This is a genomic window from Mucilaginibacter sediminis (genome assembly GCF_051903035.1).
Classification (GTDB): Bacteria; Bacteroidota; Bacteroidia; order Sphingobacteriales; family Sphingobacteriaceae; genus Mucilaginibacter.
On sequence record NZ_CP170602.1, the window covers coordinates 2,538,203 to 2,553,551 of the forward strand.

12 protein-coding genes are annotated in these 15,349 nt (G+C 42.7%); 4 read left to right on the plus strand and 8 right to left on the minus strand.

Going from position 1 to position 15,349, the window contains the following annotated elements; all coding sequences use genetic code 11:
- Positions 1 to 61: 61 nt before the first annotated feature.
- Positions 62 to 865, plus strand: a complete 804-nt coding sequence (locus ACFGVS_RS09920) for a helix-turn-helix domain-containing protein (RefSeq protein ID WP_439698481.1) — start codon at positions 62 to 64, stop codon at positions 863 to 865.
- 20 nt (positions 866 to 885) lie between these two features.
- On the opposite strand, the gene ACFGVS_RS09925 is transcribed toward ACFGVS_RS09920, so the two are convergent.
- From ACFGVS_RS09925 to ACFGVS_RS09940, 4 genes are all read right to left on the minus strand, one after another.
- Positions 886 to 3,282 (minus strand): hypothetical protein, encoded by a 2,397-nt coding sequence (locus ACFGVS_RS09925; protein ID WP_439698482.1) that lies wholly within the window; start codon positions 3,280 to 3,282, stop codon positions 886 to 888.
- 14 nt (positions 3,283 to 3,296) lie between these two features.
- The gene (locus ACFGVS_RS09930) at positions 3,297 to 4,481 is read right to left on the minus strand and encodes a DUF4249 domain-containing protein (protein ID WP_274212595.1); all 1,185 of its coding nucleotides are present in this window, start codon (positions 4,479 to 4,481) and stop codon (positions 3,297 to 3,299) included.
- A 67-nt stretch (positions 4,482 to 4,548) separates the two neighbouring features.
- Positions 4,549 to 7,320: a TonB-dependent receptor gene (locus ACFGVS_RS09935; protein ID WP_439698483.1), complete on the minus strand. Its 2,772-nt coding sequence runs from the start codon at positions 7,318 to 7,320 to the stop codon at positions 4,549 to 4,551.
- Position 7,321: 1 nt separating this feature from the next.
- A complete protein-coding gene (locus ACFGVS_RS09940; RefSeq protein ID WP_439698484.1) occupies positions 7,322 to 8,062 on the minus strand; it encodes a hypothetical protein in 741 nt (246 codons plus the stop codon).
- A gap of 337 nt (positions 8,063 to 8,399) precedes the next feature.
- Between ACFGVS_RS09940 and ACFGVS_RS09945 the strand changes: the two genes are divergently transcribed.
- Complete coding sequence (locus ACFGVS_RS09945; protein ID WP_439698485.1) at positions 8,400 to 8,801, plus strand: protease inhibitor I42 family protein; 402 nt, start codon at positions 8,400 to 8,402, stop codon at positions 8,799 to 8,801.
- Positions 8,802 to 9,024: 223 nt separating this feature from the next.
- On the opposite strand, the gene ACFGVS_RS09950 is transcribed toward ACFGVS_RS09945, so the two are convergent.
- Both ACFGVS_RS09950 and ACFGVS_RS09955 read right to left on the minus strand, forming a co-directional pair.
- A complete protein-coding gene (locus ACFGVS_RS09950; RefSeq protein ID WP_439698486.1) occupies positions 9,025 to 10,044 on the minus strand; it encodes an LLM class flavin-dependent oxidoreductase in 1,020 nt (339 codons plus the stop codon).
- A gap of 185 nt (positions 10,045 to 10,229) precedes the next feature.
- Positions 10,230 to 10,874 carry a hypothetical protein gene (locus ACFGVS_RS09955; RefSeq protein WP_439698487.1) on the minus strand — a complete coding sequence of 215 codons (645 nt, stop codon included), beginning with the start codon at positions 10,872 to 10,874 and terminating at the stop codon, positions 10,230 to 10,232.
- Between the two features lie 168 nt (positions 10,875 to 11,042).
- Here ACFGVS_RS09955 and ACFGVS_RS09960 point away from each other — a divergent pair, with 168 nt between their 5' ends.
- Both ACFGVS_RS09960 and ACFGVS_RS09965 read left to right on the plus strand, forming a co-directional pair.
- Positions 11,043 to 11,546 carry an SMI1/KNR4 family protein gene (locus tag ACFGVS_RS09960; RefSeq protein WP_439698488.1) on the plus strand — a complete coding sequence of 168 codons (504 nt, stop codon included), beginning with the start codon at positions 11,043 to 11,045 and terminating at the stop codon, positions 11,544 to 11,546.
- A 117-nt stretch (positions 11,547 to 11,663) separates the two neighbouring features.
- Positions 11,664 to 12,227, plus strand: a complete 564-nt coding sequence (locus ACFGVS_RS09965) for a hypothetical protein (RefSeq protein WP_439698489.1) — start codon at positions 11,664 to 11,666, stop codon at positions 12,225 to 12,227.
- A gap of 110 nt (positions 12,228 to 12,337) precedes the next feature.
- Here the strand turns inward: ACFGVS_RS09965 and ACFGVS_RS09970 are convergent, their stop codons facing one another.
- Both ACFGVS_RS09970 and ACFGVS_RS09975 read right to left on the minus strand, forming a co-directional pair.
- The gene (locus ACFGVS_RS09970; RefSeq protein ID WP_439699241.1) at positions 12,338 to 13,360 is read right to left on the minus strand and encodes an LLM class flavin-dependent oxidoreductase; all 1,023 of its coding nucleotides are present in this window, start codon (positions 13,358 to 13,360) and stop codon (positions 12,338 to 12,340) included.
- A 451-nt stretch (positions 13,361 to 13,811) separates the two neighbouring features.
- Positions 13,812 to 15,338: a TlpA family protein disulfide reductase gene (locus ACFGVS_RS09975; RefSeq protein WP_439698490.1), complete on the minus strand. Its 1,527-nt coding sequence runs from the start codon at positions 15,336 to 15,338 to the stop codon at positions 13,812 to 13,814.
- Positions 15,339 to 15,349: the final 11 nt, after the last annotated feature.

A 15,349-nucleotide genomic window follows, 5' to 3' on the forward strand; every position in this document is an offset into this window, starting at 1 on the left:
CCTTTATTTTTTGCTTGCTGCGCTTTGGCCATAAGCCCCGCTTGTTTTATATCTTTACGTCGTGACAAATCCAACCGAAATAATACCAGGAGTAATATTTTATTCCTATCTCTCTACCCGGCAAAAGCATAGGGTGGGCTTTATGTCGCATCATACCCTGGTATTGCAGGTTTCCGGCCAGTTTACTTTAGAAACCTCGGGCCAAAAAATTTCGATGAAAAGGGGCGAGATGTTGCTGATAGGCAAAAATCAACTGGGGCAAATCACCAAAACGCCTCTACCTGATGAGGATTACGAAACCATCGTGATTTCGTTGCAGGAAGACCTGCTTAGGAAGATAGCGCTGGCCGAGCATATAGATATACAGCATAAATACACTGGCCCTCCCAATATTCTTATTCCCGCAAACGATTTTCTGCAAGGTTATTTTCAGTCTGTAATACCTTATGTACGTAATCCGGCAGAAAAACTGACGACTGACCTGGGTATTTTAAAAGTAAATGAGGGTGTAAAGCTGTTGCTGCATATTATGCCCGAGCTCAGGAACTTTCTGTTCGACTTTTCCGAACCGTATAAGATTGACCTGGAAAAATTCATGCTTCGCAATTTTCATTTCAATCTCCCCGTCGAAAAATTTGCACAACTCACGGGGCGAAGCCTTGCCGGGTTTAAGCGCGACTTCCAAAAAACATTCGGCATGGCGCCCAGGCACTGGCTGCAAGAAAAAAGGCTGACGGAAGCCCGCCATCTTATAGAAACCAAAAACAAAAGACCATCCGCCATTTACCTCGACCTGGGTTTTGAAAGCCTCTCTCACTTCTCGCATTCCTTTAAGAAAAAGTTTGGCAAGGCGCCTACGGGGTAGCAACCAGCCCTGAAATCTTCTTACTTTATCTGTGATGAATAGTTTGGTTTTACTTCAAAACTAAAGGTTTGGCTGCCCGCTTCGCCGCTTTGGGTTATCCCTTGTATTACGCCAACATAAGTACCGGGTTGATCGGATGTATAAAATGACAATTGTTGCTTACCATCGGCACCTGTATTTACAGATGGTGACCAGTAAAGTACATTCCTGAAATCGGGCATGTGGCTGGCAGCCTGCGCCTCGGTATCATAGGTCGGCGAGTAAAACCGGCGTTCCTGCTGCAACCCTTCATAATCGAGTACCACAGCATGCGGATCTATTTCGGCACCTCCAAGGTCGCCTTTGTAGCTGGTAAAACTAAATATCCCGTGCTCATATGATGGCCCCAGCGAGTAGTTATATGGTACATCCTCCAGTTTACGAATTTTGAGCGGATCAACCTTAAATACTTTATTCATATCAAAAAAAGGTACGCCATCTATCAGCATCATTGGGTCATCATCGGCCAGGAAACCTATGCCAATACCGGTAACCACTTTTACATGAAATTGGTTGCCGGTATGAAAAACGTTTGCCTCCCTGATGTATTCGCGCATTACTTCCTCCATCGTGGTAAAGCGGGTATAGTTATCCAACAGGTAAGTTTTATATGGTGTTCCATAAAATGCCGTGGTATCCGGATACGAGTCGACGAACTGCCTCATTTTTGCACCGTTGTAGATATTTTGCACCTGCATGGCTAATGCTGCATCTTCAAAAGTTGTTTGCAGGCCTGGTGTAACGTCAAAATGCGGCGTTGCCGCTTTAGCAAACTGGTCAGAGAATGGTGTCAATACATCTATCCGGTAATTGGTATCAACAGCGGTATTGGTTTCAACAACAATTTCATTTGGCCCGTAAAAGTTACGCATGTTAAATACCAGTTTACCACGTGCATCACTTTTAGCGGCATATAGCTGGATATGTTTACCAGGTATGCCCAGGTAGGCCTGGATATCTTTTTCGGGTTGGTTATTCAATTTATTAACCAGGGTAGCAGTAATAACCGGGCCATTTAACTCGGGTAAAAAATTAAAAGCCGGTGTTTTTTTATTTAACACATCGTCCCAGGCAAAACTTCGCCAGCCCTGGGTAAGCATCAGGTTGTCTGCAGCCTGGGTAACTGCCGCGTTTTGATCGTTAAAATAATACCCCGGCGATTCAACCTCTCCCCTCAAATCCGATTTTAACCATAAGTAACTCAGGATATCTTCCTGTTGGTTGTGTTGCAACGAATCTATCCTGTAAACAGATACCGACAAGCTGGCTGCAACCGGCTTTTTATCGGCACCTTGCGCAGTTAAAGCAACATCAGCTTTTTTACGTATAGCGTACTGTGCAGCGCTTGCACTGGCGCCGATAGATAGTTTTTTTGTTGGGCGTTTAAAATAAAGACGTTCGCAAACCGGCTTTTTATCGGCGCTAAAAACTGTTATCTGTGATATCCCCTCGCCAAGCCTGCCTTTATCTACAATAAAATTGGCTATACCGTTGTTTACAGCAGATGATTGCACTGCTTTAACCACTTGATGGCTTTGAGCAAAAAGAAAAACTTTGCCATCAGGCAGGTTTGTATTAACACTAACTGAAAGTTGGCCGCCGCCATTATCTTTTAAGCTCATTACATAGCCTTTATCGCTTATGGCCGGCATATCCTTTTGTATTACTTTCCCTTCAATTTTAATTAGGGCACGGTAGGTAGCATTAATTTGAGGCTTAAAAACAAACCGGCCGATTCCGAATTTCAAAGGCTCAAACCTGGCTACCGTATCATTGTTCTGATTAACAATGGCCCCCCTAAAATTTACGCCTTTACCAAATTGATCGGCAGCTTTTACCCCTACTATACTTTCCATACCACTAACCAGGTGGCCACCTTCAGGAAAAAACTGGATATCATAGGCGGCCAATTGGGCTTTTTCTGCCTTTTCCGGGCTCTTCAGCGGGTTTATAATGACCAGCTTTTTTGAAAAATAATAATCGGGGCTAAAGTTTTTCATCCAACTGGTATAAGCCCGCAATACAAAGTTACCCGTTGGTAAATTTACCGGGATATACAATGATCCGTTACCGCTGCCATCCTTCATGGCAATTTTTGTTTGTAAAACCGGCGTTTGCTTATCATCAAGTACTTCAACATAAACCACCTTACTTAAACCAATGGGTTTAATAAAAACACCATCCACATTATATACTTTAAACCAAAGTACTTCCCCCGCGGTATAGCCGTTTTTATCGGTATGTACAAATAACTTTTCCTGCAGCGCGTTTGATGTGTAATCATTAAAATTGGCCTGCACTTCGGGTAATACCTGCCCAAACAACCTGGTTATTGACATGATCGCTATTGCGAAAAAAATACTGGTAATTTTTTTCATGGTTTGGTGTTGTCTTATTTCCAAAATGATGGTTTTTTATTGGAGCCACGCAAGGTACAATCAACACAAATAGGTGTTGATGCGGTGTAGCCTCCTGGCGCATAATCAACCGATAATGTTATACCCGAATAAATAAGATTGTATACTTCATTAATATATATGGGAGGGATATTTGGAATGGTGCTTGTTACCTTACGGGCATAAAGCAATGTATCTAAATGGCAGCTGCCGTAAGGAGTTTCGGCCACCCAATTTGCCGGCAGGCTTGTTTTATCAACAAAAATTCGTTTTTGGGTTACTTGTCCTACGGTAACAAAACCGATAACAGGCTCGTTAGGGTTGCTGATACAATGCAAATTGCCTGTTAGCTCTGATGGTTGCGGGTCAAAAATTCCGCCAATCTGTTCTGTATTTTTCTTCAACAACTCAAAATAGTTATATGCATCAGACGTAATTGCATACTGTTTTACAAGCATGCTATACCTGAATCTAAGTTTTTCTGAGTTAGCGAGAATCAACGCCAGTGGTGCGTTACTTACTTTATCAGCTGAAAGTTTGGCCGTTGTAGTGGTAATTATAGTGTTGGAGGTGTCACTTATCCAACAATTATATATTTTTTGTGCAGGAGTCCGGACATACTGAAAATCGGGCGGGGGCGCCGTTGGGTTTTGAACCACTGTAATTAATGATTCAAACGCACTTTGAATCTGGTAGGTTTCTGTATATTCCCATCTGTAATATTTGCTATTATTAGTTGCATCATGTGTATCAACCCCAATTTGCAAGCCAACATTGGTTATGGCAGTCCTCACACTGTCAATTGTCGGCGAGTTTTTTACCGGTACAAAATCCGAAGCATATTTCCCACCGTTTACCGTGGTGATTTTTAGGCTGTATTTTTCGGCAGCAGACAAGTTTAACGGCGCCGACACATAAGTTCCGTTACCTTTACCAATCAATTTGTAAATTGCTCCGCCTGCGCTTTCAACAGTAACTACAGCCCCCAATTCGGGGTTGGCTTTTGCGTTACTATCCAGGTTTACCGTACGGCGTAATGTTATGGTGGTTGAATCGCCCAATGCGATATTGCCATCAACTACCAAATAGCTGGTTACTTTGGCCGAGGGAGCAATGGTGATTTGCTTTTTACAAGCCGTTGCTCCCATTAATACTAATAATATATTTAGTATCCTTTTCATCGTATTAATCCCTCAATAGCATTGTTAAATAAATCAACCTCGCTGTCATTTGTCCTTCTCATCAACATTAAAACCTTATATTATAATTTATAAACGGTATCGGCCTGGCAAAAATGGATAGCTGGTACGAGTTAATTACCCCGCCCTGTTGCTGAAAAAATGTTGAATATGCATTTTGCCTTCCTGTTAAATTGTACACCCCTACCGTCCATGAATTATGGAAGGTTTGGTGTATTTTATGGTTACCATCTATATTGATAGAAAAATCGGACCTGAAATAGTCCGGAATTCTGTATTCGTTCCGTCCGGAGTAAAATACACGCTCGGCTCCATTTGAATAATATTTGGCAATAGGTAATGTTATGGGCCGGCCGGTACTATAAGTAACATCCAGCGAAACACTGTAACGGTGCGTTATGCGGTAATTACCGGTAAAATTAAAGCTGTGTGGCTTATCGTAATTGGCCGGGTAGTATGCCCCGCCGTTTATCAGTTGGCCGGCAATGGCATCGTCCTGCTTTAAAAATGTGCGCGAGTAAGTATAATTAACCCAGCCGTTTAACTTGCCGGTAGTTTTACGAACAGATAACTCAACACCATAGGCCTTGCCCTGGGTATTTAAAACTTCCTGCTCAATGGCATGGCTCATTACCAGTTTTGCCCCGCTTTTATAATCCAGGTAATTATCGATGTGTTTGTAATAAACCTCTACCGAAGTTTCGATGGTGTTTTGTTGCGCGTTTTTAAATATACCAAAAGATACCTGGCTGCCATACTGTGGTTTGATGTTGGGGTCGCTTAGCTTGTAAATATCAATCGGCGATATAGCGGTGGTGTTTGAAAGCTGGTGAATATACTGCGCAAGCGTATTATAACTGGCCTTTAATGACAAGTCATCCTGGATATTGTAACGGGCAGAAACCCTGATTTCGGGTCGGGAATATGTTTTTATTACTTTGCCGCCGCCATAGTTGGTGCTATCAACAACGTTCTGCGAGGTACGCGGTAATCCGGGCGCATAATTACGCACGGTTTGCGCGCCAAGGTAGTTAAACAGCGAATACCTGACACCTGCACTAATGGTAAAATCTGGCGTAATGTCTATTTTATCGCCCAGGTATAAGGCGCTTTCCAGGGCCTGCTCATCCGCTATCTTATCGGGTATTATTAACGAGGATGAACTATTGGGCGTTTCGCTCCCCGGGTTTAGTTTATAATAAATAGAACTTAAACCAAAATTAAGGGTATTGTTGCGGTTAAGGTAGTAGGTAAAATCGGCTTTAAAATTGGTTTGATTAATACCAAATTTAAGTTTGTAGGCATTAACAGGGTTTGCTGTACTGGCAATATCATATTTATAGCTATCGTAACCAACGCTTAACAAGCTGTATAACTTACTGCTAAAATTATGCTTCCATTTAATGTTGGCGTTCTTGTTGCTGTAGTTATAAGTGGTATCGCTGTTTAACCTGAAATTGTCGTTGCTTAAATAGGTAGTAATATAAATGTTATTATCCTTATTAACCTGGTGACTTAAATCGAGGTTAAAATCATAAAACGACGCATGGCTGTGTTTGTACTCCGCCGGCAATAATTTTAGTAACCAATCTGAATAGCTGGTACGGCCGCCAAAAATGAACGACGTTTTATCCTTCACAATAGGCCCTTCAACATTAAGCCTGCTGGTAAGCAGGCCTATACCTGCCGAACCTGTAAAGTTCTTTTTATTGCCCTCACGGTCGGTAACTTCCAATACCGATGATAAACGCCCGCCAAATTTTTCGGGGATGGTACTTTTGTACAACTCAATCCCTTTTACAATATCGGGGTTAAAGGCCGAGAAGAAACCAAAAAAATGGGCGGGGTTATAAATCGTTTTATCATCAAGCAGTATCAGGTTTTGATCCGCAGCGCCCCCTCTTACGTTAAACCCGGTTGTGGCTTCGCCAACAGTTTGTACACCGGGCAAGGTTAATACAATGCGCAAAACATCGGCCTCGCCAAAAACAGCGGGCACCTGTTTTATACTTTTAATATCCAGCCTGCTTACAGCCATTTCGGTACTGCGTACATTAGCCACTTTATCTGCCGATATTTTTACTTCTTTTAACGTGGTAACCTGGTCCTGAAGTTCAATATTCAATTGACCATCGGTATAAAGCATAATTTGTCGGCGCGCATCTTTCATCCCTATCCCTTTAACTATCAGCAATTGTTTGCCGCGCGGCAGCGCCAGTGTAAAATAACCAAACTGGTCTGTTGTAACCCCAATGCTGGTATTGCTTACATAAATACTTGCGCCTGCAATAGGCACGCCTGATTTGGCACTTTTTACATAGCCTGATAAAGCTGCTTTGCCGGGTTTTAACTCGTTGCTTTTTATACCAATCTCATACAGTTTGTTTTCGATGGTTGATTCAATTACCGTTTTTTTAACGGGCGCCGTTGTAAAATCAATTACAGGCGATGGCGTAACCGGCTTGCTTTGCCCCGGTTTTACATTAAAATAACCTTCGGCCGGCTGCGTACGGATCTCTTTACCAAGGGTTAAAAAAACCTGCATTTTTGATGCAACTATAGCATATTGAAAGGCAGAGTTATGAAAAGCCTGCCTAAGCACCTCTTCCAGCGGCTGGTTATTTACCTGTAGCGTTATTTTCAAGCTATCAAACTGGGTACGGTCGTAATAAAACCGGTAACCTGTTTTAGCCTCAAGGTCGCCGGCAAACTGATCAATATCGGCCTGTTGAAAATTAACACTGATGCTTTTTGAAGTAACCTGTGCATGCAATAGTTTAACCGCCAATAAAAGAATAATAGCCAGGTAAAATTTTTTCATATTATTGGGTTATACTATCATAATAAGCCGTTACTGAAGTCAGCGCCAGTTCGGGCAGGTCAACAAACTGTAAGTGCTTGTCTTTTATATATTGCTTAAGTTCCTTCTTCTTGTCGGCAAACAGGTCGAGTACCGAACTTTGGTTGCTCACTTTATAATAAACAGACCCTTTTTTGATGTAATAATCGGGTGCCTCTTTAAAGGGTACAAAAAACCGCTCCCTGCCGTTGCTGCCCGATGTAGATTTGAGCAATTTTTCGGTCCTTTTTATTACTTGCGATTTGCCGCCATAAAGCTGTTCGTAAAAACCGGCCTTTATGCCGCCATTACTATTAGGCACCCTAACAAAATGTCGTTGGTGTAAATCAAAATTGGAAACTTTATCGGCTATTAAAGCAATTGGCGAAGCGTGATTGTACAGCAGTACCACCAGTTGATCGGTGTACAGGTCATAGATCATAGATACATTTTCAAAGTTTTGCCCATCATATTCAACCGAGCCTGGCCGCCAGGCATCAATATCATCAAGGTAAGGGCTACCTTTAATAGATGAGTCATAAGAGTCATAAACCAGGCCGTTATACAACCGGGATTGCTCACCGACGCCCTGGTAAAACCGGTTTGTTGTATTGGTTAGCGCGGCCTCATAAGCCAAACTATCTGAAGATTGTGCAGATACGGTTTTATACAACAGGGCAACAACAAAACAAAGTACTATTTTAGTTGGATAATGGACAGGCATCGGTTAATATTTATTCAGTAATTAAACCATTTTTAACCGTAAAACCAAATTTTTATTAATTTGACAGCTGCTTAAGTGTAATATAATAAATTTGTTACAGTATTTAATATCATATTAACAATTCGATACTTAACGCTTTTATCAGTTATGCAACCAAGCGTCGAAAAAAATACCGTCTGTTTGTTTTGTCCGGGTCTGTAGCTGGTATTTTCAAGCTTAATTTTTGTTCTTAATAGGTATTGACTGTAGCGTTTAGTATCGTAACAACGTATATATGATATATAATGGTTATTAATATAATGCGCTTACATTTATAAACTAACAAACTAAACTTATCATGAAATTAATTTACAACTTTACATGTATCATAGCTTGTATGGCTATAATGGCTTGCCATAAGGATAAAAACATGGGAGATAAAGGTATTGTTAAGCAACTAACTACGGCCGATGCAGGCAGCAAAGCCTCGGTTTCCATAGGGCAAACCATTTCGTTAACCTTAGGCAACCCCGGCGATGGCGGCTACCAGTTTAACACGCCACAGTACAACACTTCGGTATTAACATTGGTGAGCCATCAGGAAAATGTAGGCGTACACCCGGGCTTAATAGGCGATTTTGGTAAGGATATCTGGACGTTTACCGCAAAAGGAAGCGGCACAACTACGCTCGAAGTAACCGCCCACCGTGCCAGTACCGAGACTATATCAATGTTTACTAACCAGATCGTCGTAAAATAAAAATTATCAAAACGATGTTGACTGGTATCCCAATTTAAGTTAAGGAATTAAGGATAGCTTCATATCGAACACCGAATGTCCCAATATCGAATAATGAAGAAAAACTTCGGTGTTGGAAATTCGAAATTCAGTGTTAGATATTATTCGCCCTTCTATTTTCTTAACCTAACATATCCTCACGCGGGTATTTTCAATTACCTGTTACGGGTGTATTGCAATTCAGCTAATCGCCATTAACCAGCGGAATAACCTTTTTGCCAATCAGTTCGATAGAGCTCATTAACTGTGCATGTGTTAACCCGGCATTATCCATTTGGAAGGTAAACCGATCTACTCCCCCCAATGCTTCGCTATGGCGCAGCAGCTTTTCGGCTACCTGTTCCGGACTGCCTAATACTAAAACACCTTTTGGCGCTGCCAGGCTATCAAATTGCGCTTTGGTTACCGGCGGCCATCCGCGTTCGCGGCCCAGCTTAGTCCAAAGCTCTGCATAGCCGGGGTAATAGTCGGCAATCGCTTCCTCGTTGGTTGCTGCCACATAACCTGGCGAATGCAGGCCCACTTTTAATTGCTCAGGGCTGAAACCTGCCCGACGGCCGGCCTCACGGTAATGATCAACCAGGGGCCTGAACCTGTGCGTTTCGCCACCAATAACGGCCACCATCAAGGGCAGCCCCAGCGTACCGGCACGTGCAAACGACTCTGGGGTACCACCCACGCCCAACCATACCGGCAACTTTGGTTGTAAAGCCCTGGGATAAACCGGCAGATCGGCCAATGGAGCACGGAACCTGCCCGACCAGGTAACAAATTCACTATCCCTAACTTTAAGCAGCAAATCCAATTTCTCCTTAAATAACGCATCATAGTCGTTCAGGCTGAAACCGAACAAAGGATAGGCCTCAATAGATGACCCGCGGCCAACCACCATTTCGGCGCGGCCTTTTGAGATCAAATCAAGCGTGGCAAAGCTCTGGTACACACGCACCGGGTCTGCAGCGCTTAGTACAGTTACCGCACTTGTAAGCTTAATCCGTTTGGTGCGCGTGGCAGCAGCGGCCAGGATCACCGCAGTGGCCGAATCCAGGAACTCCTTTTTATGATGTTCGCCAATCCCAAAAACGTCCAAACCCACCTCATCAGCAAAAGCAATGCGGTCAAGCAGTTGTTCCATCGCATCAACGCCGCTCAACTCGTTACTGCCGTACATCGCCGAAGCAAAGCTATCTATTCCTATTTCCATTATATTACCTTTGAATTAAATGTTACAACATTTAATTCAAAGGTCGGAAGTAAATCGTTTTTAACCAAGTGAGGGATAATTTTTAGTGTCTGATTTATGACATAAATTTAAAAACGAAAAAAACCTTTAATCTTTCAATCAAAGGCTTTTATAGTTTACCTCATATTTAACCGCACGGGGGCATATTAGATATCAAAAACCGTAAATTCTGCTTTTGCCGAAGCCGGGAATTGAGTACTCATACTAACGTCCTCATCGCACACCAGCGGATTTGAAAAGTCGGCATTTTCAGCAATCTGCTCATTTCCATCTATTTTTATAACCACAGTACGATGCCCGGTAACTGTGTAGGTACTTTTGAGTTGCCACCACATAAAGGATGCCCGCGGCACCTGCGTTTTGGCATTGAAGGTTTTCTTTTTAGTAACCACCTCGGCAAGTGTCACTTCTGCCGAAAGTTCCAGGGTCAGTTTTGCGCCTATATCTATAAACGATGCCACTTTTAAACCAAGCGAGGCCGAAAATTCCTCACGGGCGCCAACACTTAGCGCTACGCCAATACTTACCGAGTCTTCCTGCGAAAAAGGTGTATCAGGTGTAATGGTGCAACTGTTTACACGTACCCATTGTTGCTTGAATTCCAATTGCTGGTTGGTAAGTCGTTTTTCCCAGATAATTTTAAAGCCCACCATCTGAATTTCTTTGATAACTATGGTTTGATCGGGCAGGGGTACTTTCAATATTACTTTTGCCGGCGGCGGAAGCGGAAAGTCATTAATCCCATTAGGGGCCGGTGGGTCCGGCAATAATTTAATTGTTGATGTTGTCATAATCTGATGTTTTAAGTTGCTGCAAAATAGCGTGTCGCCATTTTATCCGGCAGGGTAAAAAACTCCTTTTTATAGGAGAAGAAAAGGGTTTATGAAAGGTGCTGTTAAGTCATCTTCGAAAGATTCTGTATCTTTCCGTACCGGAAATCTTATAGCCCTTAATTTTTAATGAAAACTATCCTCCAGCAAATCTCGAAATTGGCAATTCAACTGAATAGAACAACATTTACTGATGAACAAATAAAGTCAAATTGGTTAGGAACAACAGCTGCTTCTAACGAAGCAATACTTGCAGCAGAAAGTAGATTAGGAATTAAATTACCCGACGATTATAAAAGATTTCTATCAATCACAAATGGATTTTTCACACCGCGCGATGCTACAGAGCCAACATTTGAAACAATAGACAAAATCAATTACCTGAAATATGTAGACGCCTTTTTATTGGAGGTGTGGAATAAGGGCATATTAGCTAATGTGGGTGAGCAATTAAACAGAGCCATAGTAATTGGCGGTTTGAATGATGAACAATATTTTTTCCTGATTCCGCCGAAGGGAGCTAATAGCAAATGGCAGTACTGGAAATTCGCAAACTGGATCCCTGGCGAAGAGCCATATTTAAATTTAGAAAGTTACTTCCTTTCGGTTTTGGATTTTATGAAGAAGATGTAAAAACGCCATTTTGGGAACACGACGGGCTTACCGGGGTTAGCGCGCTGATAAATTATTTGATCAAAGTATTTTTATGGAAATTAAGGCATAACTGCATCCTGTATTAAATTCAATTTTATGATGATGAACCTTGACCACCTGACATTAAAAAAAGGACTTGGATTTATACTGCTTTGTTTTAGTACTGTGCTTGTTAAGGCACAAGCCGATACAGTTTACCGGCACTTACCAGATGCAAGGCAACGAATACCCTTGTATGTAATAAATAACCAAATTATTGGCAGCGGCCTAAACATTAACCCTAATGATATTGAGGCCATCAACGTTTTTAAGGGCACGGAAAATATTCCGCCGCAGTTCAGGAACCTTTCTAAAGATGGAATTTTATTCATAAACCTTAAAAAAGGAATTGAAATAAAAACGCGGTCGTTTAAAGAAATTAAAGATTGGCTGGATATAAAAGAAGACGTTAGGTTTGCTGTAGATGGCTTTTATGTAGACGACATGAACCTGGCGGTAGCCGTATCGTCCATTTGCCAGTTGGAAGTGATTAAAAAGCAACAGCAAAACAAATCAGTCCCCGATGTAATCAACATCTGGACGCTTGAGCCCGGCTCGCGCAAAGGTTTTGTACCACCGCCGCCCGTGGCCGGCAAGCCAGGCGTGATTTATATCAGGTAATTGATCAGGCAAAAACAAAAATGCTACCTTGTATTTGTTTAAAGTTTGGAATAAAACGAACTACGCCGCTGTTCGTTCCGGAGGCACCAACGGCGGCGTATTAAGCTTATTCATCGCCAACCCAATGCCGGGGCAACATGCTCTAAAATGGCCGATAGCACATGAACATTGTAATCAACGCCCAAAGTGTTCGGTATAGTAAGCAGCAAAGTGTCTGCTTCCTGTATCGCTTCGTCCTGGGCCAGTTCTTTGATGAGCTGGTCGGGTTCGGCTGCATAGCTTTTGCCGAAGACTGCACGTTTATCAGCCTCGATGTAACCAAAGCTGTCGGCACCTTTTCCCTGTTGGCCAAAGTAAAGCCTGTCCTGCTCGGTTACCAGTGCAAAAATGGACCGGCTTACCGAAACCCTCGCTTCGCGCTGATGCCCGGCTTTTTTCCAGGCTTCTTTATATAGCCTGATCTGTTCTGCCTGCTGGATGTGGAAAGGCTTGCCGCTTTCGTCAAATTTCAGGGTCGAACTTTGCAGGTGCATGCCTTGTTCGGCCGCCCAAACCGCGGTTGCATTTGATGCAGCTCCCCACCAGATACGTTCCCGCAAGCCCTCCGAATGCGGTTCCAGCCGTAACAAGCCGGGCGGATTCGGGAACATTGGGTAAGGGTTAGGCTGGGCAAACCCGGCACCTTTTAATTTATCCAGAAAGTCCAGGGCCTTTTTTCGCCCCATATCCGCATCGTTTTCTCCGGCAGCAGGCTCGTAGCCAAAATAACGCCAGCCCTCAATAACCTGCTCGGGCGAACCACGGCTGATGCCCAATTGTAAGCGCCCGCCCGAGATCAGGTCGGCAGCGCCGGCATCTTCTACCATGTACATGGGGTTTTCATAACGCATATCGATAACGCCCGTTCCAATCTCAATCTTACTGGTTTTTGCCCCGATAGCCGAAAGCAACGGAAATGGCGATGCCAGCTGCCGCGCAAAATGATGAACCCGAAAATAAGCCCCGTCCAAACCAATTTCTTCCGCGGCAACAGCCAGATCAATAGACTGCAGCAAGGTATCGCCAGCGGTACGGGCCTGGTACGCGGGATGGTTGGACCAATGCCCGAATGATAAAAATCCTATTTTCTTCATCATTAAATTCGATAATTTACCTGCAAATGTAAGTAAACGGGTGGTGGACGGAGGTCACGGGTTGGTAATAATGATTTGATTTGTGAGGTTAGATATTATGGCATTGGTTGTGGCAGATCAGCGTTGCTGTGGTGTCATTTTAGCATAGGTCTTGTGTCGTGGCCTGGACATTGGCTGACCTGCCCTTTTTTCAGCGCAGTTCCTGTGTTATGGGTTATGCAATGGCGGACCTGTGTTTACGATGTGATTGGTTTGCAAAAATCACAAGCGATCCCCGCTCATGCAGTAGCACAACATTTGCGCTAAATGGGATGGCGGGCCTGTTCTTTGTGTGTATTATAAAAAAAATCACAAGTGATTCTCCCCCATGCAGCCACACAACCTTGCGCCAAAGTGGTCGAAATAAGACGGCATGGCTAAGGTTCATACAGCGTTTTCAGCATGCGTTCTGCTAAAGTCCCACATTTTTTTTTAAACTTTCCCTATCCAAAGCCTCCATCCTGGTAATTTTTGACTTGTTTACTTTGCCATTAACGTCAATAACCACATAAGTTGGGAATCCCCCTTCCGCATTAAGCACAGTTTTTAGCCTGGCGATGATTTTATCATTCACGTAAATATGCGTACCGGGGATCTGCATCTCTCCTATTCTGTTTTTCCATATATCAATACTTGAACTACTGGTAGTACATAGATAAATATATTCAACGGGCAGATCTTTATTTTTTTGGTGCAAACTTTTGCTGAACGGCATATCGGCTATGCACGGGGCGCACCAGGTTGCCCAAAAATCAATAATAAGCGCTTTGTTGGGGAATTTTGCCTTTAAATTTAATATAAAGCTATCAATATTTGCTACGGTATCTAACCGGTATAAGCTGGCATCAAAAGGTAACCGAATTAAGGGGGTACCAATATCCGCCTTTTCTAACTTTGTTGATAAAGCTAAAACGCTATCTATTCTCTTTTGGTTATCATCAACCTTAATCATTTCATCTGCAGCGATTTTTTTGCACCAGGCTGTTTTGATACTGCTGATGATCATGGGGTAAGTGCGGGCATAATTATCTTTCTCCGATTCTAAAAGAAATAGTTTTAAAAGATCTGATCGCTGCTGCGTATATAAACTATCACATAGCATCATGATACTGTTGAGCGCCGATTCTTTTTTAAAGCGCTTTTGGGCCATTGTATAAATGCCCAGGTATTTGTAAAACATCACACCATCGTTACTTGTAAATATTGGCTGGTGCGCGTTTATCTGCTTAATAAGCTGGCCGGGTATGGTGTCATTCCAATAGGCGATGCAAATTTCACCGTAAAACTCCGACAAGGTTTCATTGTTAACAGCCCATCCATATTTAGGGTAACCGCTGATGAATTCGCTATCTATACTTTTCAATAGCCTTAAAACAGAATCGGTTTTAAAAGTGAAGGCATCTGCAGTGTATTTTTTTCTCCAGTTACATACGGCCCGCAGATCATTAACCAAACTCTCCCTTTCTTTCTTTTTAAACAACACTTTTTTGTTCATTACGGTATTTAATTCGCCGTCGTAACCAGAAAAGGTAATCCCCTCGCCTATCATATACGCGCCATCTTTAGGTACTTTCCGCGTGTCTACTGTAACAGTAAGCCCTTTATCCACATATATCCCTGTATATAAGTAGTTACCTGCGTCTAACCAAATTTGTTGGTAAGGCAAATTCTCATCAAGAATTATTTTTACCTGGCCGGTGGCATCTGTTTCTGCATATTTAGTTGCCTGCATGCTTCCGCCGAGTTGTACAAGGGTATATTTGATATTTATTTTTTTAACGCTATCGGGCAGGTTTTTTATTTGCACGGTTAATGTTGCGGGCTTCCTGTTCATCAGATAGGCGTCCATTTTTTTATCCTCGATGGCAATAGCTGGTAAATTTTGGGCACTTAAGTAGCTGCTGCAGCACACTAATGCTGCCAGTAATAGGTTTTTCATGATATGATTTT

Excerpts from the sequence above, each read along its gene's own strand:
- ACFGVS_RS09925 (WP_439698482.1), bottom strand. The coding sequence starts at position 3,282 with ATGAAAAAAATTACCAGTATTTTTTTCGCAATAGCGATCATGTCAATA.
- ACFGVS_RS09930 (WP_274212595.1), bottom strand. The coding sequence starts at position 4,481 with ATGAAAAGGATACTAAATATATTATTAGTATTAATGGGAGCAACGGCT.
- ACFGVS_RS09935 (WP_439698483.1), bottom strand. The coding sequence starts at position 7,320 with ATGAAAAAATTTTACCTGGCTATTATTCTTTTATTGGCGGTTAAACTA.
- ACFGVS_RS09940 (WP_439698484.1), bottom strand. The coding sequence starts at position 8,062 with ATGCCTGTCCATTATCCAACTAAAATAGTACTTTGTTTTGTTGTTGCC.
- ACFGVS_RS09945 (WP_439698485.1), top strand. The coding sequence starts at position 8,400 with ATGAAATTAATTTACAACTTTACATGTATCATAGCTTGTATGGCTATA.
- ACFGVS_RS09950 (WP_439698486.1), bottom strand. The coding sequence starts at position 10,044 with ATGGAAATAGGAATAGATAGCTTTGCTTCGGCGATGTACGGCAGTAAC.
- ACFGVS_RS09955 (WP_439698487.1), bottom strand. The coding sequence starts at position 10,874 with ATGACAACATCAACAATTAAATTATTGCCGGACCCACCGGCCCCTAAT.
- ACFGVS_RS09960 (WP_439698488.1), top strand. The coding sequence starts at position 11,043 with ATGAAAACTATCCTCCAGCAAATCTCGAAATTGGCAATTCAACTGAAT.
- ACFGVS_RS09965 (WP_439698489.1), top strand. The coding sequence starts at position 11,664 with ATGATGATGAACCTTGACCACCTGACATTAAAAAAAGGACTTGGATTT.
- ACFGVS_RS09970 (WP_439699241.1), bottom strand. The coding sequence starts at position 13,360 with ATGAAGAAAATAGGATTTTTATCATTCGGGCATTGGTCCAACCATCCC.
- ACFGVS_RS09975 (WP_439698490.1), bottom strand. The coding sequence starts at position 15,338 with ATGAAAAACCTATTACTGGCAGCATTAGTGTGCTGCAGCAGCTACTTA.